This window comes from Eggerthella guodeyinii (assembly GCF_009834925.2).
GTDB lineage: Bacteria > Actinomycetota > Coriobacteriia > Coriobacteriales > Eggerthellaceae > Eggerthella > Eggerthella guodeyinii.
This window is the reverse complement of sequence record NZ_CP063310.1, coordinates 2,421,543-2,444,576: the sequence shown is the minus strand read 5'-3', so window position 1 is coordinate 2,444,576 and position 23,034 is coordinate 2,421,543. Positions and strand designations below refer to the sequence as shown.

20 protein-coding genes are annotated in these 23,034 nt (G+C 68.8%); 17 read left to right on the top strand and 3 right to left on the bottom strand.

The features are described from left to right. Positions 1 to 103: 103 nt before the first annotated feature. Positions 104 to 889 carry an enoyl-CoA hydratase/isomerase family protein gene (locus GS424_RS10330; protein WP_160942284.1) on the bottom strand — a complete coding sequence of 262 codons (786 nt, stop codon included), beginning with the start codon at positions 887 to 889 and terminating at the stop codon, positions 104 to 106. A gap of 504 nt (positions 890 to 1,393) precedes the next feature. Between GS424_RS10330 and fixA the strand changes: the two genes are divergently transcribed. From fixA to GS424_RS10300, 6 genes are all read left to right on the top strand, one after another. Next, on the top strand, positions 1,394 to 2,152 hold the full coding sequence (gene fixA, locus GS424_RS10325) for a putative electron transfer flavoprotein FixA (RefSeq protein WP_160942285.1): 759 nt from the start codon (positions 1,394 to 1,396) through the stop codon (positions 2,150 to 2,152). 46 nt (positions 2,153 to 2,198) lie between these two features. Then, complete coding sequence (locus tag GS424_RS10320; protein ID WP_154332178.1) at positions 2,199 to 3,080, top strand: electron transfer flavoprotein subunit alpha/FixB family protein; 882 nt, start codon at positions 2,199 to 2,201, stop codon at positions 3,078 to 3,080. A gap of 248 nt (positions 3,081 to 3,328) precedes the next feature. Then, the gene (locus GS424_RS10315; RefSeq protein ID WP_160942286.1) at positions 3,329 to 4,624 is read left to right on the top strand and encodes an FAD-dependent oxidoreductase; all 1,296 of its coding nucleotides are present in this window, start codon (positions 3,329 to 3,331) and stop codon (positions 4,622 to 4,624) included. After that, positions 4,621 to 4,920 carry a ferredoxin family protein gene (locus tag GS424_RS10310; protein ID WP_160942287.1) on the top strand — a complete coding sequence of 100 codons (300 nt, stop codon included), beginning with the start codon at positions 4,621 to 4,623 and terminating at the stop codon, positions 4,918 to 4,920. The genes GS424_RS10315 and GS424_RS10310 overlap by 4 nt, the downstream gene beginning before the upstream one ends. Before the next feature lie 418 nt (positions 4,921 to 5,338). Next, the gene (locus GS424_RS10305) at positions 5,339 to 5,827 is read left to right on the top strand and encodes a DUF1269 domain-containing protein (protein WP_160942288.1); all 489 of its coding nucleotides are present in this window, start codon (positions 5,339 to 5,341) and stop codon (positions 5,825 to 5,827) included. A 301-nt stretch (positions 5,828 to 6,128) separates the two neighbouring features. Then, on the top strand, positions 6,129 to 7,838 hold the full coding sequence (locus GS424_RS10300; protein WP_160942289.1) for an FAD-dependent oxidoreductase: 1,710 nt from the start codon (positions 6,129 to 6,131) through the stop codon (positions 7,836 to 7,838). Positions 7,839 to 7,848: 10 nt separating this feature from the next. On the opposite strand, the gene GS424_RS10295 is transcribed toward GS424_RS10300, so the two are convergent. Then, on the bottom strand, positions 7,849 to 8,799 hold the full coding sequence (locus GS424_RS10295) for a LysR family transcriptional regulator (protein ID WP_160942290.1): 951 nt from the start codon (positions 8,797 to 8,799) through the stop codon (positions 7,849 to 7,851). Between the two features lie 176 nt (positions 8,800 to 8,975). Here GS424_RS10295 and GS424_RS10290 point away from each other — a divergent pair, with 176 nt between their 5' ends. Together GS424_RS10290 and GS424_RS10285 are read left to right on the top strand one after the other, a co-directional pair. Beyond that, positions 8,976 to 9,554: a helix-turn-helix domain-containing protein gene (locus GS424_RS10290; RefSeq protein ID WP_160942291.1), complete on the top strand. Its 579-nt coding sequence runs from the start codon at positions 8,976 to 8,978 to the stop codon at positions 9,552 to 9,554. Positions 9,555 to 9,564: 10 nt separating this feature from the next. Then, positions 9,565 to 11,256 (top strand): AMP-binding protein, encoded by a 1,692-nt coding sequence (locus GS424_RS10285; RefSeq protein WP_160942292.1) that lies wholly within the window; start codon positions 9,565 to 9,567, stop codon positions 11,254 to 11,256. Between the two features lie 146 nt (positions 11,257 to 11,402). Here GS424_RS10285 and GS424_RS10280 read toward each other — a convergent pair whose 3' ends face one another. After that, positions 11,403 to 12,491: a hypothetical protein gene (locus GS424_RS10280; protein WP_193666516.1), complete on the bottom strand. Its 1,089-nt coding sequence runs from the start codon at positions 12,489 to 12,491 to the stop codon at positions 11,403 to 11,405. A 31-nt stretch (positions 12,492 to 12,522) separates the two neighbouring features. Between GS424_RS10280 and GS424_RS10275 the strand changes: the two genes are divergently transcribed. The 9 genes from GS424_RS10275 to ribF all read left to right on the top strand — a co-directional run bounded on the left by GS424_RS10275 (position 12,523) and on the right by ribF (position 22,891). Then, positions 12,523 to 14,370 carry a GHKL domain-containing protein gene (locus GS424_RS10275; RefSeq protein ID WP_160942293.1) on the top strand — a complete coding sequence of 616 codons (1,848 nt, stop codon included), beginning with the start codon at positions 12,523 to 12,525 and terminating at the stop codon, positions 14,368 to 14,370. Positions 14,371 to 14,599: 229 nt separating this feature from the next. Continuing rightward, on the top strand, positions 14,600 to 15,079 hold the full coding sequence (locus tag GS424_RS10270; RefSeq protein ID WP_160942294.1) for a ribosome maturation factor RimP: 480 nt from the start codon (positions 14,600 to 14,602) through the stop codon (positions 15,077 to 15,079). A gap of 17 nt (positions 15,080 to 15,096) precedes the next feature. Next, positions 15,097 to 16,314 (top strand): transcription termination factor NusA, encoded by a 1,218-nt coding sequence (nusA, locus tag GS424_RS10265; RefSeq protein ID WP_160942295.1) that lies wholly within the window; start codon positions 15,097 to 15,099, stop codon positions 16,312 to 16,314. A gap of 30 nt (positions 16,315 to 16,344) precedes the next feature. Continuing rightward, positions 16,345 to 16,626, top strand: coding sequence for an RNase P modulator RnpM (gene rnpM / locus GS424_RS10260; RefSeq protein ID WP_101722710.1), 282 nt, complete (start codon positions 16,345 to 16,347; stop codon positions 16,624 to 16,626). Between the two features lie 17 nt (positions 16,627 to 16,643). Beyond that, positions 16,644 to 19,406 carry a translation initiation factor IF-2 gene (infB, locus tag GS424_RS10255; protein WP_160942296.1) on the top strand — a complete coding sequence of 921 codons (2,763 nt, stop codon included), beginning with the start codon at positions 16,644 to 16,646 and terminating at the stop codon, positions 19,404 to 19,406. Between the two features lie 108 nt (positions 19,407 to 19,514). Further along, positions 19,515 to 19,952, top strand: coding sequence for a 30S ribosome-binding factor RbfA (gene rbfA / locus GS424_RS10250; protein ID WP_160942297.1), 438 nt, complete (start codon positions 19,515 to 19,517; stop codon positions 19,950 to 19,952). An 8-nt stretch (positions 19,953 to 19,960) separates the two neighbouring features. After that, positions 19,961 to 20,974: a DHH family phosphoesterase gene (locus GS424_RS10245; protein ID WP_160942298.1), complete on the top strand. Its 1,014-nt coding sequence runs from the start codon at positions 19,961 to 19,963 to the stop codon at positions 20,972 to 20,974. Beyond that, positions 20,962 to 21,984: a tRNA pseudouridine(55) synthase TruB gene (gene truB / locus GS424_RS10240; protein ID WP_160942299.1), complete on the top strand. Its 1,023-nt coding sequence runs from the start codon at positions 20,962 to 20,964 to the stop codon at positions 21,982 to 21,984. Before GS424_RS10245 ends, truB begins: the two co-directional genes overlap by 13 nt. Further along, a complete protein-coding gene (gene ribF / locus GS424_RS10235) occupies positions 21,968 to 22,891 on the top strand; it encodes a riboflavin biosynthesis protein RibF (protein ID WP_160942300.1) in 924 nt (307 codons plus the stop codon). The genes truB and ribF overlap by 17 nt, the downstream gene beginning before the upstream one ends. Positions 22,892 to 23,034: the final 143 nt, after the last annotated feature.

Here is a 23,034-nt window from a genome sequence, read left to right as displayed (position 1 = left end):
GCTTCCCCGCGCCGCAAAAAAGCCCCCGGAGGCGTCCGGGGGCTTCAGGGCGGGCTTGCCGGACGCATCCGGCAAGCCCGCGTTAGGGTAAGACCAGGAGGAGTTACTTGCCCTGCCAGTTCGGGGTGCGCTTCTCGACGAAGGCGGCCGGGCCCTCGATGCCGTCGGCGGTCTTCTCGAGGAAGCGGTACGCGGCGTCGCTGTAGCGCATGGCGTCCTCTTCGGACATCTGGTCGGCGGCGTGCACGATGTACTTCGTCCACTTCAGGGCCAGAGGCGCGTTCTTCAGGCACTGCTCGGCCAGCTCGATGGCCTTGTCCATGACTTCCTCGGCCGGCACGACGTAGTTGATCAGGCCGAGCGCCTTCGCCTCGGGGGCCAAGATCTTCTTGCCGGTGAGCAGCAGCTCCATGCAGTCCTTGCGGTTGACGTCGCGGGCGAGGCGCACGAGGCCGCCCGTGGAGGCGATGATGCCGAGACCCACTTCGGTGCAGCCGAACTTGGCGCGCTCGGAGGCCACGACCATGTCGCAGGACAGGGCGATCTCCATGCCGCCGCCGGCCGCGGAGCCGTTGCAGGCCGCGATGACCGGCTTGGAGCACAGGCGCGCGGTCAGGCCGCCGAAGCCGTGCTCGGTCACGGTCTGGCACTCGCCGCCTTCGCTGAGCTCGGAGAGGTCCTCGCCCGCGCAGAACACCTTGCCGGTGCCGGTGACGATGATCGCGCGCACCGCGGGATCAAGCTCGGCGTTGTTCATGATGTTCTCCATGGCCTTGGAGGTTTCGCCGTTGAGGGCGTTCGCCACGTCGGGTCGGTTGATGCGGATGATCAGCAGGCCGTCCTCGCGAAGTTCGGATACGACGGTGTCGGTGCCATAGTAATCTGCCATTGCTCCTCCTTGGATCGTTGCGATTTCACGCTGGTCTCCCAAGCGGCATCCTCTCCCTCTGCGGCATGTGCAGCACGGCGCAGAGGGAGGTTCAACGCGCCTGAAATCTGATTCCATCATAGGGATCGTCAGGTATCCGCCGCATCGCAAGCAGCGCAGTAATTCGACGATACTGCGCAAGTGGGGCATCGCAAAAAAAGCAGTAGCCGCGCGTAAACCCGGGTAGTGAGCGCGGGCGAGGGTCCCTTCGCGCCGCCCTCGCCGCCCGGTCGTCGGACGGCCCCCGCACCCCCGCGCGCCCCGCTCGGAAAAGCATAGTCAAAAGTTGAGTAATGAGGGTTTCACAGCGATTTTGCGATGACGGGACGATGACGGGGCCGCAAACTGTCATCAACGCGCTGGGAGGCAGCCCGGACGGCTTCCGAGAAGATGGGAAGGCCCGCGACGCTCCCGGCCAAGGACCTGCATACCAAGGTACGTCAATCGAGAAGGGAAAGGTACAGGATGAACATCGTTGCTGCTTTCAAGGTGGTTCCCGACGATCAGGATATCCAGGTGTCGGCTGACGGCTCGCTGGACTACTCCAAGGCGAAGAACACCGTGTCCGCCTACGACCTGAACGCCATCGAGGCCGCCGCTCAGCTGGCCGCCGCCAACGAGGGCTCGAAGGTGGTCGCCGTTACCGTGGGAGGCGCCGACATCGACGACTCCAAGCTCAAGAAGAACGTGCTCGCCCGCGGCGTGGACGAGCTGTACATGACGGCCGACGCCGCGTGCGCCGACCTCGACGCCAACGCCGCCGCGGCCGTCCTGGCCGAGCTCGTCGGAACCGTGGGGGGCTTCGACGTCATCCTCTGCGGCGACGGCTCCGCCGACAACTACGCGCAGCAGGTGGACGTGCAGCTGGCCGCGAAGCTGGGCCTGCCCGTGGTGAACGCCGCCACGAAGATCACCGCGAAGGGCGACGTGCTCGAGGTCGAGCGCACGCTCGAGGACGTGGTCGAGGTCGTCGAGGTGCCGCTGCCGGCCGTCGTGTCGGTCGCTCCCGACATCGCGCTGCCCCGCATCCCCGGCATGAAGGACATCCTCGCCGCCGGCAAGAAGCCGATGAACGTGGCGGGCGCCGCCGGCGCGTACGAGAACGCCATCGACGTCGTGTCCTGCCTCGCGCCGAAGCAGGCCGACCGCAAGCAGGAGATCCTCGAGGCCTCGGCCGACGGCGCCATCGCGCAGTTCGCCGCCGCCCTCAAGGCCGCGCTGTAAGTTCCCCCGACCATCCGTTGCATACAGAAAGGCAGAGTTGATATCCATGAAAGCACTCGTTATCGCTGAACGCGCGGACGCCGCCCGGGAGCTCGCTGCTGGCGCTCGCACCATGGCCGACGAGGTCGTCCTCGTCTCCTTCGGCGAGGCCCCCGAGGCCGTCGCCGACAAGATCGCCCGCATCTCCGTGCCCGAGGGCTCCGTCGTCGACGACGCCGCCGACACCGTGATCTCCGTGTTCGACGCCGAGCAGCCGGGCGTCGTGATCGTCGAGCCGACCCGTCATATGAAGGTGATCGCCGGCAAGCTGGCCGCCCATGCGAACACCTCCGTCATCACCGACGTCATGTCCTTCGAGGACGGCGCCAAGAGCCTGTACTTCGGCGGCGTGGCCGAGCGCGTGCAGAAGGCCGCGGGCGACGTGGCCGTCTACACGGTGGGCGCGGGCGCCTTCGAGGGCGCCGAGGCCTCCGGCGCGAACGCCGTGGAGGACGTCGCCTGGGTCGCCCCGGCGAACCCCGTGAAGCTCGTCTCGTCCAGCCCCATCCAGAAGAGCGGCGTGGATCTGAACAAGGCCGACATCGTCGTGGCCGCCGGCCGCGGCTTCGCCGAGGAGTCCGAGCTCGACCTGGCGCGCGCCCTGTGCGACAAGCTGGGCGGCGGCCTGGCCTGCTCGCGCCCCCTCACCGAGGGCGTGGACTGGCTCCCCACCGAGCTGTACGTGGGCGTCTCCGGCCTCATGCTGTCGCCGAAGGTGTACGTGGCCTGCGGCATCTCCGGCCAGATGCAGCACATGGTGGGCTGCAACCGCGCCGGCGCGCTCTTCGCCATCAACAAGGACAAGAACGCCCCCGTGTTCAAGCAGTGCGACTACGGCCTGGTGGGCGACATCAAGGACGTCCTGCCGGCTCTGGCCGCCGCCCTGTAAGCCAAGCTTGCTCCCCGGGCCCTCGCGGGTCCGGGGAAGCCGGTCAGGCTGTCATCCCGAGCGCTGCGGGCGGACGCGGGACGCCGCATCCTCCCTCCTCTCCTCGACGAGACCTTCGCCAGCTCGTCGGTAGCACGAACCGCGCCCCGCGCCCGCCCCGCGCGCTCGGGATGACAGCCTCAACGGTTTGCGGCGAACGTCGCGGCACGATACTATAGTGGAAACGCACACACAAGAAAGGACAGGACATGGCTGATTTCGACGCGATCGTCGTCGGCTCCGGATGCGCGGGCGCCGTGGCGGCCTACGAGCTCGCCCAGGCCGGCAAGAGCGTCCTCGTGGTCGAGCGCGGCAACTTCGCCGGCGCGAAGAACATGACCGGCGGGCGCATCTACTCCCACTCGCTCAAGAAGGTCTTCCCGGATTTCGAGCAGGAAGCCCCCCTCGAGCGCAAGATCACCCACGAGCGCATGGCGTTCATGGATCCCACCTCGCAGATGGCCATCGACTTCACGAGCCCCGAGCTCGCCGAGGAGGCCAAGGACTCCTACAGCGTGCTGCGCGCCCCGTTCGACCAGTGGCTCGCGAGCAAGGCCGAGGACGCCGGCGCCGAGTACATCTGCGGCATCGCCGTCGAGGAGCTGCTGAAGGACGAGTCCGGCAAGGTCGTCGGCGTGCGCGCCGGCGAGGACGAGATCACCGCCGAGGTGACGATCGTCGCCGAGGGCGTGAACTCGCTTTTGTGCGAGCGCAGCCTCGGCAACCCCCGCCCGAAGGCGAGCCAGATGGCCGTGGGCATCAAGCAGGTGTTCGAGCTTCCCGCGGGCCAGATCGAGGACCGCTTCCTCGTGCCCGAGGGCGAAGGCGCGGCCATGCTGTTCGTGGGCGACTGCACGCATGGCAACGTGGGCGGCGGCTTCCTGTACACGAACAAGGACTCCATCTCGCTCGGCCTTGTGGCCACCATCTCGCTGGCCGCCGATGGCTCCAACGAGGTCCCGGTCTACCAGATGCTCGAGGACTTCAAGAACCACCCGGCCGTGGCCCCCATCATCCGCGGCGCGAAGCTCGTGGAGCACTCCGGCCACATGGTGCCCGAGGGCGGCTACGACATGGTGCCGCAGTACGTCTTCGACGGCGCGCTCGTGGCGGGCGAGTCGGCGGGCCTGTGCATGAACATGGGCTACCAGGTGCGCGGCATGGACTTCGCCGTGGCGTCCGGCCAGATGGCGGGGCTTGCGGCCGTGAAGGCGCTCGACGCGGGCGACACGTCGGCCGCGGGCCTGTCCTCCTACAAGACCGCGATGGAGAACTCCTTCGTCATCCAGGACCTGGCGACGTTCCGCAAGTGGCCCCACACCATGGAGGGCTGGTCGAGCATGTTCACCGACTACCCGGTCATGGTGAAGGAGATCTTCAACGCCATGTTCAGCGTGGACGGCGAGCCGCAGAAGCCGCTGATGAAGCGTATGATGCCCATTGTGAAGAAGCGCGGCCTGTTCAAGCTGGCCGGCGAGGTGAGGAAGGCGGTGAAGTCGCTGTGAGCAAGGTCAAGGAGATCACGGTCAACGTCGACGAGTTCCTGGCCATCGACAAGTACGAGGTGGACGAGGAGAACGCCCACATCGAGCTGGTCGAGGACCCCGACACGGAGGAGTTCCTGAAGCTCGTCCGCGTGTGCCCGGCGGCCCTGTACAAGATCGACGAGAACGGCGCCAAGTCCTTCGACTACGCCGGCTGCCTCGAGTGCGGCACCTGCCGCATCGCCTGCGAGGGCACCATCGTCAAGAAGTGGGAGAACCCCCAGCCCACCATGGGCGTGGAATACCGCTTCGGGTAGGCCGTTCCCACCATATGCAGCGTCGAAGCGATGCGAGGCCCTGTCCTCGCATCGCTTTTTCTCGCGCGCTTCACGCGAAACGGGGTCGAGCAGCACAAAAATCACCGCTGTGAAGCGATCTGGATGCTGCGGAGCGCCATCGCGAGCCCTTGATGGATCGTGCGGAACACGCGACCGGGGGATTCCTCGTTGGCTGATGCTTCCGCTTCGTCGCTCGGCCTTCTCGGAGCTTCACAGCGGTGATTTTCGTGACTTCGGGGCCTGGTTTCCCGTCTGCGCGCGCCGCTCCCGCCCCGAGTCGGCGCGTCTTACGCGACGGTTTCAAACGGGTGGCGGCCGGCAACGCTTCCCGCCGCTCGCGCCCGCGAGGCCTTAGAGTGGAGGCTCCAACGAACGCGTCGAAAGGAGCCCCATCATCATGAGTACGCTCATCGTGCTCGGTTACCCGAGCGAGGCGGAGGCAAAGTCCGCTTACCAGAAGATCCTCGATCTCGACAACAACCTCATCGTCAGCCTGCAGTCCGTCGCCGTCGTGGCGCGTCGCGCCGACGGCAAGTACGACGTGGTCACGCCCGGCTCCAAAGTGGGCACCTCCACGGTGTGGGGCCTGTTCTGGGGCGTGCTGTTCGGCCTGCTGTTCTTCGTGCCGTTCTTCGGCGCGGCCCTGGGCGCCGGCATCGGCGCGCTGACGGGCGCCATCGTCAAGCACGGCGTGGACAAGGACTTCCAGGATCGCGTGCGCAACCTGCTGTCCACCGACGACAGCGCCGCCGTGTTCATGGTGGTCGACGAGATGACCACCGACAAGTTCATCGACGCCATCCGCCCCTTCGGCGGCGACGTGCTGCAGACCTCGCTGTCCATCAAGGACGAGGACGAGCTCAAGCACGCCCTCTTCAAGGGCTAGGCCCCGGCGCCTCGGCGTCCCCGCGCACATCCCCGCACTCCGCGAAGCCGCCCTCCCGGGGCGGCTTCGTTCGTCTCGGCGCTTCCGGTTGCCGGGGAGCGGGCTCGACGCGAGGGTCGCGCCCGCAACGAAAGGCGCGCCGCACCGGCCGTCGGGCGATGCCCCCGTTTTCACCTATCGGCTTTCGCTATGGCACCATGCCGTTCCCTTATGCCGGCCTGGGATTATCCGATTTCCGGTATAGGCGCCGCGCCCCGTATACTCCAGATCGTAGGCACGTCCGATCGAAGGAGGGGCTGGCATGAACACGGGGAAAGAATCGATGGGGAATGCAAGCGGCATGCAGCTGAGCAGGCGCGATGCGATCAAGGGAGCCGCCGTCATGGGCATGGGGCTGCTGGGCGCAACGTCGCTCGCCGCCTGCGCTCCCGGCAAGGGCGGCGACGACGCCGCGGGCGGCGCCGGGGCGGGCGCGGCATCGTGGGACAAGGAGGTGCAGGTGCTCGTCGCGGGGACGGGGACGGTCGTGCATGCGGCCATCGCGTGCGCCGAGCGCGGGGCGGAATCGGTGCTCGTCGTCGAGAAGGACTCGGCGATGTTCGGCGGTACCTCCGCGACGTCCGGCGGCGGGTACGCGCTGGCGATGCTCGACTTCAACGCCGACGAGGGCATCGAGGATACGCGCGAGAAGGTGCTCGAGTACATGAAGCTCGTGGGCGACGGCCGCATGGACGAGAACGTGCAGGCCGCGTTCGTCGACAACGCGAACGAGTTCTGCCGCTTCGTCCTGGAGACGCACGGCTGGTCGAAATGGGGCCACACGAGCAAGGCGTTCGGGGATTACTACGAGCTGTACCAGGGCTCGCTCGACGACGCGTACGGGCGCGGAAGCTGGTATCCGTTCGACGGCGACGGCCAGCCGTTGATGGCCCCTGCGCAGTGGGAGGGGTACCGGGCGTACGTCGATGCGAGCGATCGCATCGAGCTTGCGATGGGGACCTCGGTCGAGTCCCTCGTCACCGACGATGAGGGCGCGGTCGTGGGCGCCGTGCTGTCCGACGGCACGAGGGTGAAGGCGTCTGCCGTCATCCTGGGCACCGGCGGTTTCGAGCATGACGAGGACATGCGCAGGTTCCACCTGCCGTTCCCGTACTATCGCTCGAACGGCAGCGCGAACAACACCGGCGATGCGCATCGCATGGGCGCCCGCATCGGCGCGCAGCTGGCCTACATGGACACGACGTTCGGCAACCCGTACTTCGACACGCAGAAGGAGTGGGAGCCGGGCGCGTTCCGATACGACAAGGTCGGCAGCGACGCCTTCGCGCCGCGCGGATTCCCGCACAGCATCATGGTCAACCGCAAAGGCAGGCGCTTCTGCGACGAATCGACGATGTACGACACGATGAACCGTGCGTTCGGCACCTACGACACCGGCACGCTGGAGTACGTCAACATCCCCGGCTATTGGATATGCGACAGCACGTACACCTCCACGTTCCTGCTGCCCGGCTACGCCACGCCCGACGAGCTTCCGGAATTCGTGTTCAAGTTCGATTCGCTCGAAGAGCTGGCCGAGGGCATGGGCATCGACGAGGGAGCGCTCCTCGCCGAGGTGTCCTCCTTCAACGAGCATGCCGGGCAGGGCGCCGACCCCGCGTGGCATCGCGGCGAGAAGGCGGCGAGCGCGAACACGCTGGCCATGATGAGCGCGCTCATGTCGCTGCCCGGCGCCGAGATCCCGCAGAGCGTGTTGGGCACGGTGAGCGAGCCGCCGTTCTACTGCTGCCGCTACGTGCCGGGCATGATGGGCGGCACGCGCGGCGGCCTTCATATCAACGAGAACGCCCAGGTCCTTGACGTGGAGGGGCAGCCGATCGAGGGGCTGTACGCCACGGGCAACTGCTCGTCGGGCGTCGCGGGGTACTGGGCGGGCGGCGCCACGCTCGGGCAGGGCGGCGTGATGGGCTACGTGGCCGCGAAGCACTGCGTCGAGGCGGCGCAGCGGTAGCCGGTCTCCGTCACCGTCCCTGCTCCGAGAGCGCGTGCCGGCGAGGCTCCGTCGCCGGCACGCGCCGCAGGCACTCGTCGACGAAGCGCCGCACGGGGCTCTCGTCGTCTTGCAGATCGCCGGTTCGGCACACGAGGGCGACGGGGTGCGTCAGCTTCCTGCCGTCCACCTCGTCGAAGACCCGCACGTCCTCTCGCTGCCTCAGCAGCTCCTGGGAGGCTTTGTCCCCGCAGATGTAGATCGAGGATCCCAGGTCGACGAAGGAGAGGTTGCTGATGCTGTCCAGCGCGTTGATGCGAAACCCCAGCTTCACGTCCTCGCCCAGCAGGGATTGCACCATCTTGCTCCAGCGGTCGAAGTGGAACCCGCTGTTGATGATCACGGTCTGGCCGTTGAGGTCGCGGCGCACGAGCCGTTCCTTGCGCGCGAGCGGGTTGCCCGCCATCATCGCGAGGAAGCAGGCGTCCTCGCCGATGCGGCGGTAGGTTATGCCGATGGCGTCCCCTTCCTCGCGCAGGGCGTCCACGATCGAATAGTCCGACTCCACGGCGACGTCGATGAGGCCTTGCCGCAGGGCGTCGATGGCCGCGGTGTTCAGATCGAGGTCGACGAAGGAGAACGGCATGGATTCGTGTTCCGGGAGCATGCGGTAATGGGGGGACGACGGCGCGATGGTCGCCACCTTGACGGTGGGGGAGAGCCGGGCGGCGCGCTGGCTCTTCTCGAGCGCCTCGTCGTGGAGCTCGATGATGCGCTGGGCGTAATCGAGCAGCACGGCCCCGGCGGAGGTGAGAGCGATCCGGTTTCTCGAGCGATCCAGCAGCGGGTAGCCCAACTCCTTTTCCAGCGCGCTCATGCGGCTGCTCAGCGACGGTTGCGATAGGTACAGTTCCTGGGCGGCCTTCGTGATGTTCAGATGCTTGGCGACCATCACGAACTCGCGCAGCGTTTCCAATCTCATAACCCCTCCTTATCCCCTCGCTCCAGTATATACGGTTCCCCCGCGCCGGTCATCGTTTGAACCCCGTTGGGCGAATCGCGCCATTTGCGCGATTCACGCTGCATTTCGGCGCAAACAAGCGATAATGGCTCCTATGCGATGAAGGAGCACATTGACTTGAGGAGGGGGAGCGCGGTATGGCAGATGAGAACAAGCTCGGGGAGAAGATCGTCACCCTTCGGACGGCGCACCACCTGTCGAGCCAGGACCTGGCGGATCGCTGCGGATGCGACGTCTCGGTCATCGAGGAGCTCGAGGCCGGCGAGCTGCCGCCCTCGCTCGCGCCGCTCATCAAGATCACGCGCGCGCTGGGCGTGCGCCTCGGCACGCTCATGGACGACGACGAGAACCTGGGCCCCGCCTACATCGACCGCGCGCAGATGGAGGAGGTCGCGAAGGTCAAGACGCTCGAGACGGCCAGCGACGCCGGCGATCTGAGCTACTTCAGCCTGGCCGCGGGGCGTCCCTCGCGCCACATGGACCCGTTCGTCATCACGGTCGATCCCTCGGGCGCGACCGACCACGAGCTGGTGGGGCACGAGGGCGAGGAATGGCTCTTCGGCATGGAAGGCTCCATCGAGATCGAGTACGGCAAGGACGTCTACGTGCTGCATCCGGGCGAGAGCATCTACTACGACTGCATCGTGCCGCATCAGGTGCGCGCCCACGACGGCCAGAAGGCGAAGTTCCTGGCCGTCGTGTACACGCCGATCTAGAGGGGGCGACATGACGACCGACGAGAAGAACGAGCCCGTCCCGGGCGATCCCGGCTACCCGCTGCATTCCGAGAAGACCATCGGGCGCTACTTCCGCGACCAGGCGGCAATCGACCCCGACCACGAGTTCGTCGTGTACCCCGACCGCGCGCTGCGCTGGACGTACGGGGAGTTCGACGAGCGCACCGACAACCTGGCGCGCGGCCTGCTGGCCATCGGCATGCGCCCGGGCGACCACCTGGGCGTGTGGGCGCGCAACATCCCCGACTGGCTGACGTTCATGTACGCCACGGCCAAGATCGGCGTGGTCATGGTGACGGTGAACCCCGTGTACAAGAGCCACGAGCTGGATTACGTGCTGAAGCAGTCGGACATGAAGGCGCTCTGCGTCATCGACGCCTACCGCGACGTGGACTACCTGCAGATCATCCGCGAGCTCGTGCCCGAGACGCTCACGCAGCAGCGCGGCTACCTGGAGTCCGAGACGTACCCGTTCCTCAAGAACATCATCTACATGGGCCCCGAGAAGCACCGCGGCTGCTACAGCGTGCCCGAGCTCGTGCTGCTGGGCCAGCACGTGCCGGCCGACGCGCTCGCGGAGGCCGAAACCCATTTCGACAACAACGACGTGGTGATGATGCAGTACACGTCCGGCACGACGGGCTTCCCGAAGGGCGTCATGCTCACGCACCGCAACATCCTCAACAACGGCTTCTACATCGGCGAGGGGCAGAAGCTGGGCCCGGACGACCGCGTGACGCTGCCGGTGCCGTTCTTCCACTGCTTCGGCTGCGTGCTGGGCGTCATGGCGAACCTCACGCACCGCTCCACCATGATCATCGTGGAGGAGTTCGACGCGAGCCTCGTGCTGCAGGCCATCCACAAGGAACGTGCGACCAGCGTGTACGGCGTGCCCACCATGTTCATCGCCGAGCTCAACCACCCCGATTTCGACACGTTCGACCTGTCGAGCCTGCGCACGGGCATCATGGCCGGAAGCCCCTGTCCGCCCGAGACGATGCGCGAGGTCATGGACAAGATGTTCATGAAGGAGATCACCATCTGCTACGGCCTCACCGAGACGAGCCCCGTGTTCACGCAGACGAGCGCCGACGACGACATCGAGCACAAGTGCGAGACGGTGGGCCGCAAGCACCCGCCCGTGGACGTGCGCGTGATCGACCCCGCCGACGGCCGTATCTGCGCGCCGGGAGAGCCGGGCGAGCTGTGCTGCAAGGGCTACAACGTGATGAAGGGCTACTACAAGATGCCCGAGGAGACGGCGCGCGCCATCGACGCCGACGGCTACCTGCACTCGGGCGACCTCGGCACGGTGGACGAGGACGGCTACTACCGCGTCACCGGGCGCATCAAGGACATGATCATCCGCGGCGGCGAGAACGTCTACCCGCTCGAGGTGGAGAACTTCCTGCTGACCATGCCCGGCGTGCTGGACGCCCAGGTGGTGGGCATCCCCGACGCGAAGCTCGGCGAGCTCGTGGGCGCGTTCGTCCGCGTGCGTCCCGGACATGAGGGCATGACCGAGGACGACGTGCGCGCGTTCGCCATCCCGCGCATCGCGCGCTACAAGGTGCCCAAGCGCGTGTTCTTCGTGGACGATTTCCCCATGACCCCGTCCATGAAGGTCCAGAAGTTCAAGCTGCGCGAAATGGCCGAAGAGCTGGTGAGGTCCGGGAAGTAGGCAAGGCGCCGCGCGCTCGCGGAGCGGGCGGCGCCCCCGTTTCCGCCGAAGCGCGGCTCGTCGCGGCGAGTGGGCGTGCGCGAGGATTCTGCTCGCGCGGAAGACGACCGCACGGCGACGCCAGCGCGGCCGCAAGCGGCGCGCGTTCAGGGACGCGTTTTGCGCGGGCGCTCCGAACGCACTCGCCGTGCGGCGAGCGCGCCTCCGGCGAGGGCCACGGCGCCGGCGGTGACGCCGACGGCCCACGCGAAGCCGGGGATGCGCCCCTCGCCGTCGGCCTCGGCCGCGCCTGCGCCTGCGGGCGCGGCGCTCGAAGCCGCGGCGCCGCCCTGCGCGGCGGGCGCGGTCGCGCCCTCGTCCGCGGACGCCCCGCCTTCGGCATCCGCCCCGCCTTCGCCGCCGTTTCCGCTCCCCGTCGCGTCCTGGCCGGCCGACGGCGCGCCGCGCCGCGGGGCCGCCTCGGCCTCCTGCGCCGCGGGCACGACGTCCTCGGGGGCGCCGGCGGGGTCCACGCGCTCGCTCTCGCCCTGGCCCACGCCGCCGCGGTTGCCGCCGCTGTCGCCGCCGTCCGCCTTCGGCGGGTTCACGACGCTCGGAGGCTCCGCTCCGGGCCCGTCAGGATCGTCGGGGTCGTCGGGATCGGGCTGCGGGTCGGGGAGCCATTCCTCCTCGTAGGCGAACAGCGCCGGCGCGAACGCGGTGGTCGTCCGCACGCCGTCCTCCCACGTCACCGCGGTCGCGCGCAGGTAGAAATCGCGGTAGTCGACGACGTCCGATTCGACGTGCACCGTGCAGTAGCTCACGATCGTCCATTGGTCGTCGGCGTACACGGGGACGAGGGAGAGGCTGCCGTCGGGCGTGTTGTACTCGCCCCAGCCGTCGTCCCAGGCAAGCGTGCCGAGGGGCTCCCACGCATCGGGCTCGTCGGCGTACGCGCGCTCGATGGCGAGCGTCTCGAGCGATCCGGGGAGGCGCCCTTCCTCGTCGAGGATGGGCAGCGCGGGCAGGAACAGGATCGACAGCGTTCCGACGTCGGGGATGATGCGGACGATCTGCCCGAACGGCTCGTCCACGCGGTCGATGCCGCCATCGCCGGCCCCGCCGACGCCCCCGACGCCCCCGACCCCCGCGAGGGCGAGCGCGCTTCCGCCCGGCAGGGCCAGCGCGGCCGCGAGTCCGAAGGTCAGCGCGCACGCGAGCGCGCGGCCGGGGCGTTTTCTGGTACCATGCTGCACGGAGGCTCCTCGTCGTTGCGGAAGGTGGCATATGCCGGTTCGTGCGCTCTGTCGCGCGGCAGCTCCCGCAGCAGCGATCTTCCTGCTGGCGGGATGCCTGTTCGCGTTGACGTACTACCATGATAACAAATACCTGGCGCCGCCCCCGTACGGTTCGGACGGCGTCGTCGAGATCTCCGACGCCGACCTCGCGCGCCCCCTCGCGCTCGTGGACGGATGGCTGCTCTCCGTCGACGGCGGGCCGCAAACCGAGACGTTCATCGGCCAGTATTCCAACTTCTCCTACGCGCCGGGCGGCACCTCCGCCTTCGGCAGCGCCTCCTACGAGCTCACCCTGCGCTACGTCGGCGCCCAGGACGAGCGCGCGCTCGTCCTGCTGGTCCCCGAGGTGTACGGCGACTACGCGCTGTACGTGGACGGCGTCGTCGCGGCGTCGAGCGGCGACGGCGCGGACGTGGGCATCGTGGTGGACGGCGACACGCGCCTGCGGCTCGAGGTGGTCAACGACGCGCACTACTACAGCGGGCTGTACTACCCGCCCGTGCTGGGCACGGCGCAGGAGGTGGCGAACGTCGTGTTCGCGAACGCGCTGGGAACCTGCGTGCTCGTGCTGGGGCCGCTCGCCGCGGCGCTGTTCGCGCTGGCCGTGCGCCGCAGGCGCGACGGCGACGCGCTCGTGCGCGACTTCGGCGTGCTGTGCGCCGCCTTCGCCGTGGCGGGGGCGCACGGGGCGGCGTGGCGCCTGGGCATCGCCGGGGCCTGGTGGTACGCCGTGGAGGACGCGGCGTGGGCCTGCGTGCTCGTGGCCGCCGTGGCGCTGGCCGCCCGCGCTGCGGGCCTGCCGTGGACGCGGGCGCGGCGCCCGGCCGCGCGCTGGGCCGCCCGCGCGCTGTGGGCGCTGCCGGCCGTCACGCTGGCCTGGGCGCTGGCCATCCCCGCGCTGCCGGCGTCCATCGAGGCGTACGGCCTGTTCCAGACCGTCGCGCGCACCGGCTGCTGGGCCCTGTTCGTGGGCTGCGCCGTCGCGGGCGCGCTCAACCGCAGCGCCGAGGCGCGCTTCGTGCTGTACGGCTGCGCGGTGCTGGGGGCGGCGCTCGTGGCGAACCTGCTGGACAACAACGCCTACGAGCCGCTGTACGGCCTGTGGCAGAGCGAGTACGCGGGGCTCTTCCTCGTGGGCATCTTCGCCTGGATGCTCGTGGAGCGCGTGCGCCGCCTGCGCGCCGCCGGCGAGCAGGTGCGCGACCTCGAGGTGCAGGTGCGCGCGGCCGAAACGAGCGTCAGGCACCTGCGCAGCGGCGAGGAGGCCACGCGCGCCGCGCGCCACGACCTGCGCCACCACGTGGGGACGCTGCGCCGGCTCGCCGACGCGGGGGAGTGGGAGCGCTGCCGCGACTACCTCGACGAGCTGGGCGAGCTGCAGGACTCCGAAGCGCCGCTGCGCTACGCCGACAACCTCGTGGTGAACGCGGTCATGGCCGCCTACCTGTCGCCGGCGCAGGCGGCCGGCGTGCGCGTGAGCTGGGACGTGCAGGTGCCGCCGACGCTCGGCATGAAGAGCACCGAGCTCGTCGTGCTGCTGTCGAACCTGCTGTCGAACGCCGTGGAGGCGTGCGAGCGCGCCCGCGCCGCCGGGGTGCCCGCGCCGCGGCTGGCGCTCTCCATGCACGAGCGCGACGGCCGCCTGGCCGTGCGCTGCGAGAACGCGGCGCCGCCCGGCGCGGCGTTCGGCGCCACGAGCAAGCCCGACGCGCGCAACCACGGCCTGGGCCTGCCCGCCATGCGCCAGATCGTCGAGTGCCACCGCGGCGCGCTGCTCGCCGACGTCGAGGACGGCACCGCCGTCGTCCGCATCGCCCTGTGCTTGGACGACGCGTGAAAAATGTGGTGAACTTGCGGGCTGCCTGATGAGCGCACTAGGCAAAGCGCAGTTGATATGGTATAAATGCAGAGCACGACAAAGAAGCAAGCGCGTTTTCGCGCACCATACTTTCGACACATTGAGAAAGTGGGCTTGTTCCCGCTTTCTTTGTTTGTAAGGGCTCGCCGCCCCGCGCGGCGGCGGTCATGGGGCGGCGAAGCGGAACCGAACGGGAAGGAGGAGGCGCGTGCTCAGCAAGAAGGAACAGCAGCTGCTCGACGCGTTGGCCCCCCGGGCGGAGCGGGAGGGCGTCGAGGTCGTCACGGTCGAGGTCGCGGGCGCGAAGAAGGCCCCGACGATTCGCGTGTTTATAGACACGCCCGACGGCGTGAGCTTCGACGAGCTGTCCTCCGCGCAGGCGTGGATCAACGATCTCATGGACGAGCTCGACCCGTTCCCCGGGGCGTACACGCTCGAGGTGTCGTCGCCCGGCATCGACCGGCCGCTGCGCACCGTGGAGCACTTCGCACGGTTCGCGGGCGACACGGCGGTGCTCAAAACGCAGCCCGTGGACGGTCGCAGCAGCTGGACCGGCACCATCGTGGGCGCCGAAGGCGACGCGGTCACGCTCGACGTGGACGGCGCCGAGGTGCAGATCCCGATGAACACCATCAAGCGCGCCCATCTCAAGGGCACGATCGATTTCAGCTCGCAGACGAGCATCTGAGGAAAGGAAGCGAAGACGTGGCAAGTTCAGAACTGATTGAGGCGTTGCAGGCGCTGGCCCATGAGCGCAAGATCGACGAGTTCTATCTCATCGAGCGCCTCGAGGCATCGCTCGCCAAGAGCTACCAGCATATCCTCGATCTCGAGTGGGATGCCCGCGTGACCATCGACCGCCAGTCGGGCCATATCTACGTGTACGAGCTCGTGCCCGTGGGCGAGCCCGACGAGGAGACCGGCGAGTACGAGGAGTTCGAGGAGCGCGACGTCACCCCCGACGACGTGAGCCGCATCGCCGCCCAGAACGCCAAGGGCGTCATCGCCTCCATCGTGCGCGAAGCCGGCCGCCAGTCCATCTACGAGGAGTTCTCGGACCGCGTGGGCGACCTCGTGACGGGCACGGTGCTGCAGGGCACGCCCGACTTCACCATCATCAAGATCCGCGACGGCGTGGAGGCCGAGCTGCCCCACTACGACGTGAAGCGCAACCCCAACGAGCGCAACGAGCGCCCGGCCAACGAGCACTACCGCCACAACCAGCGCCTCAAGGTGCTCATCATCGAGGTGCGCGACCCGAACTCCGACGCGCCGAAGATGCGCGGCGAGCAGGCGCGCCCGGCCATCGTGGTGTCGCGCACGCATCCGGACCTCATCCGCCGCCTGTTCGAGATCGAGGTGCCGGAGATCTACGACGGCATGGTGGAGATCAAGTCCATCGCCCGCGAGCCCGGCGCCCGCTCCAAGATCGCCGTGGCGTCGCGCGAGGCGAACCTCGATCCCGTGGGCGCCTGCGTCGGCCCGAAGGGCAGCCGCGTGCGCATGGTGGTCGAGGAGCTGCGCAACGAGCGCGTCGACGTCATCCAGTGGGCCGAGGATCCGGCGGTGTACGTGGCCAACGCGCTGTCGCCGGCGAAGGTGACCCGCGTGGTGGTCGACGACGAGAATAACTACGCCACCGTCGTGGTGCCCGACGACCAGCTGTCGCTGGCCATCGGCAAGGAGGGCCAGAACGCCCGCCTCGCCGCCCGCCTGACGGGGTGGCACATCGACATCAAGAGCGCCAGCTTCACGGGCGAGTCGCTGGCCCCGATGGACAACATGCTGATCGACGAGGAAGAGGCCGGCGACGACGAGGCCGGGCTGTGCGCCTACGTGGGCGAGGACGGGGTCCGCTGCCGCAACCATGCCCGCCCGGGCAGCCGGTACTGCGGCGTGCACGCCGACCTCGACGAGGCGTAGGCGAGGGTTACCGAGAGAGGGCGGCCTGGGATGACGACGACGGCGACGAAGCGGCAGCGCAGCTGCATCGCATGCGGGAAGCTGGCTGGCAAGGCCGAGCTCATGCGCATCGTGCGCGACCCGTCCGGCGCCGTGTCGTTCGACAAGACCGGCCGTGCGCCGGGCAGGGGGGCGTACGTCTGCTCCGAGGAGTGCTTCGCCGCCGCATGCAAGAAGAAAAAGCTCGACCGGGCGCTCAAGGCGACGCTCGGCAGCGATGAGTACGACAGGATCGCCGCCGACGTCGCTTCGGCTGCGCGCGAAGCGAGATAGAAGTAGAGGAGTGGTATATGGCCAGCATGCGAGTACATGAGTTGGCGAAGGAATTCGATATGTCGAGCAAAGAGCTGCTCGACAAGCTGCAACAGATGAAGATCCCCGCGAAGAGCCACGCGAGCATGCTCGCGGACGCCTACGTCGACAAGATCCGCAAGAACCTCGAGCCCGAGATCAAGCAGCGCGCCGGCCAGCTGGAGGACGAGGAAGCCGCCAAGCTCGCCCAGGAGCGCGCCGAAGCCGAGGCCAGGAAGGCCGAGGAGGAGCGCGCCCGCCGCGAGGCCGTGGAGCAGGAGCGCGCCGCCCGCGAGGCCGAGCGCGCGCAGCGCGCCGAGGGCTCGCCCGACGACGAGCACGCGCTGGGCGCCGACGGCTCCGACAAGCCGAAGAAGGCCCCGGGCTCCTCGCCGTTCGAGAGCCTGGCGAGCCAGATCGAGAGCGAGAAGGAGCGCGTCGCCCGCGAGGCCGCCGAGGCCCGCGCCCGTGCGCGCCAGGCCAAGATGGCCGCTGAGGTGGCCAAGAAGCAGGCCGTGGAGGAGGCGCTGCGCAACCGCAACGCCAAGGGCGCCAAGAGCGCCTCGCCCGCGGCCGCTCCCAAGAAGCCCGCGCCGGTGCTGGGCGCCAAGAAGCCCGCGTTCGACTCGCTGCTGTCGCAGATCGAGGCCGAGAAGCAGCGCATCGAGGCCCAGAAGCAGGCGGCCCCGGCCGCCCGCGACGCCGCGCGCAAGGGCTCCAAGCCCGAGCGTCCGGCCAAGAAGGGCAAGAAGGGCGGCCACGTCGAGCAGATCGTTCCCGAGCTCGAGCAGCAGGCCTCCCAGCCCGAGGACCGCTACGCGCAGATGGCCGTGCAGGCCGAGAAGCTGCAGCGCGACAAGGTGCTGGCCGAGGCCCGCGCCGCCGTCGCCGCCGCCTCCACCCACGAGGGCGAGGGCCGCCGCAAGAAGCGCAAGGAGAAGCGCGAGGCCGAGAACCGCGAGCGCATGGAGCTCGAGGCCATCGAGAAGGGCCTCGATCCCACGCTCGTGCTCGACGACTCCGTCGTGGAGATCCCCCAGGGCGCCACGGTGGCGAAGTTCGCCGAGATCCTCGGCGTGCAGCCCAACGACATCATCAAGCGCCTGTTCATGCTGGGCCAGGTGCTGACGCTCACGCAGTCCATGGGCGACGACCTCGTGGAGCTCATCGCCGACGACATGGGCCGCAAGGTGCGCGTCGTGTCGCCGGAGGAGGAGTACGCGGTGGTGTACCACGACAAGGACGAGGACCTCAAGCCCCGCCCGCCCGTGGTCACCGTCATGGGCCACGTCGACCACGGCAAGACGTCGCTGCTCGACGCCATTCGCGACACGGGCGTCGTGGCCAGCGAGGCCGGCGGCATCACCCAGCACATCGGCGCGTCGGTCGTCGAGATCGACGGCAAGCAGATCACGTTCATCGACACGCCGGGCCACGAGGCGTTCACGGCCATGCGCGCCCGCGGCGCCCAGGTCACCGACGTCATCGTGCTCGTGGTGGCCGCCGACGACGGCGTCATGCCGCAGACCGTCGAGGCCATCAACCACGCGAAGGCGGCCGAAGTGCCCATCGTGGTGGCCGTCAACAAGATCGACAAGCCGGGCGCGAACCCCGACCGCGTGCGCCAGGAGCTCGTCGAGTACGGCGTCATCCCCGAGGAGTGGGGCGGTTCGAACATGTTCGTGGAGGTGTCGGCCAAGCAGCGCCTGCACATCGACGACGTGCTGGAGACCATCATCCTCCAGGCCGACGTGCTCGAGCTCAAGGCGAACCCCGACGCCGAAGCCTCCGGCTTCGTCATCGAGGCGAACCTCGACAAGGGCCGCGGCCCCGTGGCCACCGTGCTCGTGCAGCGCGGCACGCTCCATCCGGGCGACGTCGTGGTCGCCGGCACGTCGTACGGCCGCGTCCGCGCGCTCGTCGACCCGCACGGCAAGCACGTCGACGAGGCGCTGCCCGCCGACCCGGTGGAGATCCTGGGCCTCAACAGCGTGCCCGTCGCCGGCGACGAGTTCCGCGTGTTCGAGGACGAGCGCGACGCCCGCAAGCTGGCCGAGGAGCGCGCGCTGCGCGCCCGCCTGGCCGAGCAGGAATCCAAGAGCCACATGAGCCTGGACGACCTGTTCAACCGCATCGAGGAGGGCAAGCAGACCGACCTGAACCTCATCGTGAAGGCCGACGTGCAGGGCTCCATCGAGGCGCTGCGCGATGCGTTCGAGAAGATGGACCAGTCCGAGGTGCGCATCAACATCGTGCACTCGGCCGTCGGCGGCATCACCGAGACCGACGTCACGCTGGCCTCCGCCTCCGACGCCATCATCATCGGCTTCAACGTGCGTCCCACGGGCAAGTCGAAGCAGCAGGCCGAGAAGGAGAAGGTGGACATCCGCCTGTACAGGATCATCTACCAGGCCATCGAGGAGATCAACGCCGCGCGCGTGGGCCTGCTTTCCCCCGATATCGTGGAAGAGGACACCGGCGTGGCCGAGGTGCGCGAGACGTTCAAGGTGCCGAAGGTGGGCACGATCGCCGGCTGCTACATCATCGACGGCGAGATCCACCGCGACGACAAGGTGCGCATCGTCCGCGACGGCACCATCATCTTCGAGGGCGTCATGGAGTCGCTGCGCCGCTTCAAGGACGACGTGAAGTCCGTGAAGCAGGGCTACGAATGCGGCATCGGCATCCACGGCTACCAGGACCTCAAGATCGGCGACCACATCGAGGGCTACACCGTCAAGGAAGTCGAGCGCACGGAGTAACCGTTCGTCGCCACTGCGTACACCAGCGCGCTCGCCGGTTCATCCACGCTACACTGGATGCGGCGGGCGCGTTTCGCGCAGACCCCGATAACGGTAAGGAGACGCATCATGAAACAGAGTTCATCGAATCGCAAGGTCAACGAGCAGGCACGCGAGATCATCGCCGGAATCCTGCTGTTCGAGATATCCGACCCGCGCTTGGAGCTGGTCACCATCACCGGCTGCGAGGTCAGCTACGACCGCAGCGTGTGCAACGTGTTCTACACCACCGAGCCCGAGCGCTACGAGGACGTGGCCGCGGCCTTCCAGAAGGCGTCCGGCCGCATCCGCTCGCTCATGGCGAAGCAGCTGTCGTGGCGCATCGCGCCGGAGCTGCGCTTCCTGCTGGACAAGAGCGTGGACGAGGCCGAGCGCATCGCGTCGGCCCTCGAACGCGACGCCGCGCGCAACAAGGTGACGGCGCCCACGGACAGCGACGTGCCGGCCGACGCCGACATCATGGCCGACCGCGAGGCCGAGGCCCAGTCGGCGGCCGACGACGAGTAGGAGACCCCATGACGGTCACGCCCCAGACGAACACCGACCTCGGCTCCATCGCCGAGGCGTTGCAGGCCCATGACGACTTCATCATCTGCGGGCACGTGAGCCCCGACGGCGACTGCCTGGGCTCGCAGCTCGGCCTGGCCGCGGCCCTCAAGGGGCTCGGCAAGCGCGTGACCTGCCTGCTGGCGTCGGACGAGCCCATCGACGAGCGGCTCGGCTTCCTGCCGGGCGCGTCCGAGCTGGTGCCGGCGGCGTCCTTCGATGGGCGCGCCCGCACGTTCGTCGGGGTGGACGTCCCCACCCGCGAGCGCGTCGGCGAGGCGGCCGCCGCCCTGCGCGACGGCTGCGAGCTGGCGATAACCGTCGACCACCACGCGGTGGACACCACCATGTCCGACCTCGTGTACGTCGACCCCGCCGCCGCGTCCACCACGATGCTCGTGTGGGAGCTCGCCGACCTCCTGGGCGCGGATCGCTCCGGCGACGTGGCGCTGTGCTGCTACACGGGCCTCGTCACCGACACGGGCCGCTTCCAGTACCAGAACACCGACGCGGCCGCGATGCGCGCCGCTTCCGAGATGGTGGAGGCGGGGGCCGACCCGGCGTCGGTGTCGCGCGCCATCTTCCAGAACCGCACGCTGCCGTCCGTGCGTCTCGAGGGCGTCGCCGTAGAGCGCATGGCGTTCGGCGCAGGTGGGGCCTACGCGATGAGCTGGCTCGTCGCCGAGGACTTCGCGGCTGCCGGCGCGGTGAAGGCCGACGCCGAGCCCATCATCGACGCGCTGCGCTCGGTGGCGGGCGTGCGCGTGGCCTGCATGCTGCGCGAGCAGGGCGACGTGGTGCGCGGCAGCCTGCGCGCCAAGGACGACACCGACGTGGCGGCCATCGCGCGCTCGTTCGGCGGGGGAGGCCACGTCGCCGCGGCCGGATTCACGCTGTCCTGCACCATGGACGAGGCGCGCCGCCTGGTCGACGAGACGCTTGGGGCGACCTTCGCCGCAGACGAGGGGGCGTGCCGCGCGTGAAACGGGGGTTATCGGGGCTGTCGCTGGTCGTCGGGGTGAACAAACCCGCCGGCATGAGTTCTCATGACGTGGTGAACCGCTGCCGGTCCATCTTCGGCGAGCGGCGCGTGGGGCACACGGGCACGCTCGACCCGATGGCCACCGGCGTGCTTCCCATCTGCGTCGGGCCGGCCACGCGCCTGGGGTCGTATCTGACCGGGCACGACAAGCGCTATCGCGTGTCCATCGCGTTCGGCGCCGGCACCGACACCGACGACGCCGCCGGCCAGGTGGTGCGCACGGGCGAGGTGCCCGACCGCGTGCTCGATCCCGAGTTCGCGGCCGCGTTCGTGGCCGGCCTCGTGGGCAAGCGCAAGCAGATGCCGCCGGCGTACTCGGCCATCAAGGTGAACGGGAAGAAGTCCTACGAAGCCGCGCGCGCCGGCAACATCATCGACCTCGCGCCGCGCGACATCGAGGTGTACGATGCGCGGCTGCTGGGCGTGCGCGAGGGCGACGGCGAGGAGCTGCCCTCGTGGGACGTGTCGTTCGAAGTGTCGAAGGGCACCTACATCCGCGCGCTCGCCCGCGACGCGGGCGTGGCGCTGGGCTGTCCGGCGCACGTGGGCGCGCTCGAGCGCACCGAGCTGGGGCTGCTCGCGCTCGACGAGTGCGTGAGCCTGGAGACGCTGGCCGAGCTCAAGGACCGCGCCGCGCTCGACCCGGTGCGCCTGCTGGGCGTGCGGTTCTCCTACGCCCAGGACGAGCTGGCGAAGAAGGTGGCGAACGGCGCGCAGCTGCCTGCTGCCGAGCTGGGGCTGTTCGAACGGAGAAGAACGACGTCGGCAGCCGAGATGTGCGCCTGCACCGCAGGCGTGCGCGAAAGCTGCGAGCCGCCGCGCGACGGCGAGCTCGTGGCCGTGTTGACGGACAACAAGCTCGTCGCGCTGTACGCGTTCGACGAGGGGCGCGCTCGGTTCGAGACGCGCTGCGTGTTTCAAACGGGGGTGTCTCGTGGCAGAGATATATAGGGTCGACGCATCGTTCGACCACGGGTTCTTCAAAGGCACGTCGTGCGCGTTCGGCGTGTTCGACGGCGTGCATCGGGGTCATCGCTTCCTGCTCGACTGCGCCCGCACCACCGCGGCCGAGAGCGGCGGCGCCAGCGTGGCGCTGACGTTCGACATCGATCCCGACGAGGTGTTCCATCCGACGCGCCTCAAGAAGCTCATGACGAACGAGGAGCGCGTGCTCATGCTGGCGGACAGCGGCGTCGACGCCGTCGCGGTGCTGCCGTTCACGCGCGACTTCGCCGCGTCGTCGCCGGAGGAGTTCCTCGTGCAGACGTTCGACGGCACCGTGCCGTCGTGCCTGCACGTGGGCTACGACTTCAAGTTCGGCGCGCGGGCGGCGGGCACGGTGCGCGACCTCGACGCATGGGCTGCCGAGGGCGGTACGGACGTGCAGGCGCACGAACTGAAGAGCGACGACGGCGCGCCCATCACGGCCACGCGCATCCGCCTGCTGCTGGCCGACGGCGACATCGAAGAGGCGAACCACCTGCTGGGACGCCCGTACTTCATGACCGGCGTCGTGGAGCCGGGCCGCGGGGAAGGGGCCGATCTGGGCTTCCGCACCGCGAACCTCACCGTGCCCGACCAGATGAGGCCGCTCGGCGACGGCGTGTACGCCGCCTACGCGCACGTGGACGGCGCGCGCTACAAGGCCGCCGTGAACGTGGGCGTGGCCGCCACCTTCGCCGACCGCGCCACCGCCACCTGCGAGGTGCACCTCCTCGACTTCTCCGGCGACCTCTACGGCAAGCCGGTCAAGGTGGAGTTCCTCCACTGGCTGCGCGAGATGCGGAAGTTCGACGACTTGGACGAGCTCGTGTCCACGGTGAAAGGCAACATAGCCTGGGTCAGGGAGAACCTGTAGCCTTCGTCTTCGGGTAACCCGGCTTTCGGGGTGGCTGCCGCTTCTTTGGCGCGGCCCCATCTCGTTTTTGGCGCGACGACGGGGGCGGGATGCGTGCGGCTCGCGTCGCGCCGATCGCACGCCGCGCCCCGGTCGAATCGGCG

Coding starts and splice junctions, on each gene's coding strand:
- GS424_RS10300 (WP_160942289.1), top strand. CDS start 6,129: ATGAACACGGGGAAAGAATCGATGGGGAATGCAAGCGGCATGCAGCTG.
- GS424_RS10285 (WP_160942292.1), top strand. CDS start 9,565: ATGACGACCGACGAGAAGAACGAGCCCGTCCCGGGCGATCCCGGCTAC.
- fixA (WP_160942285.1), top strand. CDS start 1,394: ATGAACATCGTTGCTGCTTTCAAGGTGGTTCCCGACGATCAGGATATC.
- rbfA (WP_160942297.1), top strand. CDS start 19,515: ATGAAACAGAGTTCATCGAATCGCAAGGTCAACGAGCAGGCACGCGAG.
- rnpM (WP_101722710.1), top strand. CDS start 16,345: ATGACGACGACGGCGACGAAGCGGCAGCGCAGCTGCATCGCATGCGGG.
- GS424_RS10305 (WP_160942288.1), top strand. CDS start 5,339: ATGAGTACGCTCATCGTGCTCGGTTACCCGAGCGAGGCGGAGGCAAAG.
- GS424_RS10290 (WP_160942291.1), top strand. CDS start 8,976: ATGGCAGATGAGAACAAGCTCGGGGAGAAGATCGTCACCCTTCGGACG.
- GS424_RS10315 (WP_160942286.1), top strand. CDS start 3,329: ATGGCTGATTTCGACGCGATCGTCGTCGGCTCCGGATGCGCGGGCGCC.
- infB (WP_160942296.1), top strand. CDS start 16,644: ATGGCCAGCATGCGAGTACATGAGTTGGCGAAGGAATTCGATATGTCG.
- GS424_RS10320 (WP_154332178.1), top strand. CDS start 2,199: ATGAAAGCACTCGTTATCGCTGAACGCGCGGACGCCGCCCGGGAGCTC.
- GS424_RS10245 (WP_160942298.1), top strand. CDS start 19,961: ATGACGGTCACGCCCCAGACGAACACCGACCTCGGCTCCATCGCCGAG.
- GS424_RS10295 (WP_160942290.1), bottom strand. CDS start 8,799: ATGAGATTGGAAACGCTGCGCGAGTTCGTGATGGTCGCCAAGCATCTG.
- GS424_RS10275 (WP_160942293.1), top strand. CDS start 12,523: ATGCCGGTTCGTGCGCTCTGTCGCGCGGCAGCTCCCGCAGCAGCGATC.
- GS424_RS10330 (WP_160942284.1), bottom strand. CDS start 889: ATGGCAGATTACTATGGCACCGACACCGTCGTATCCGAACTTCGCGAG.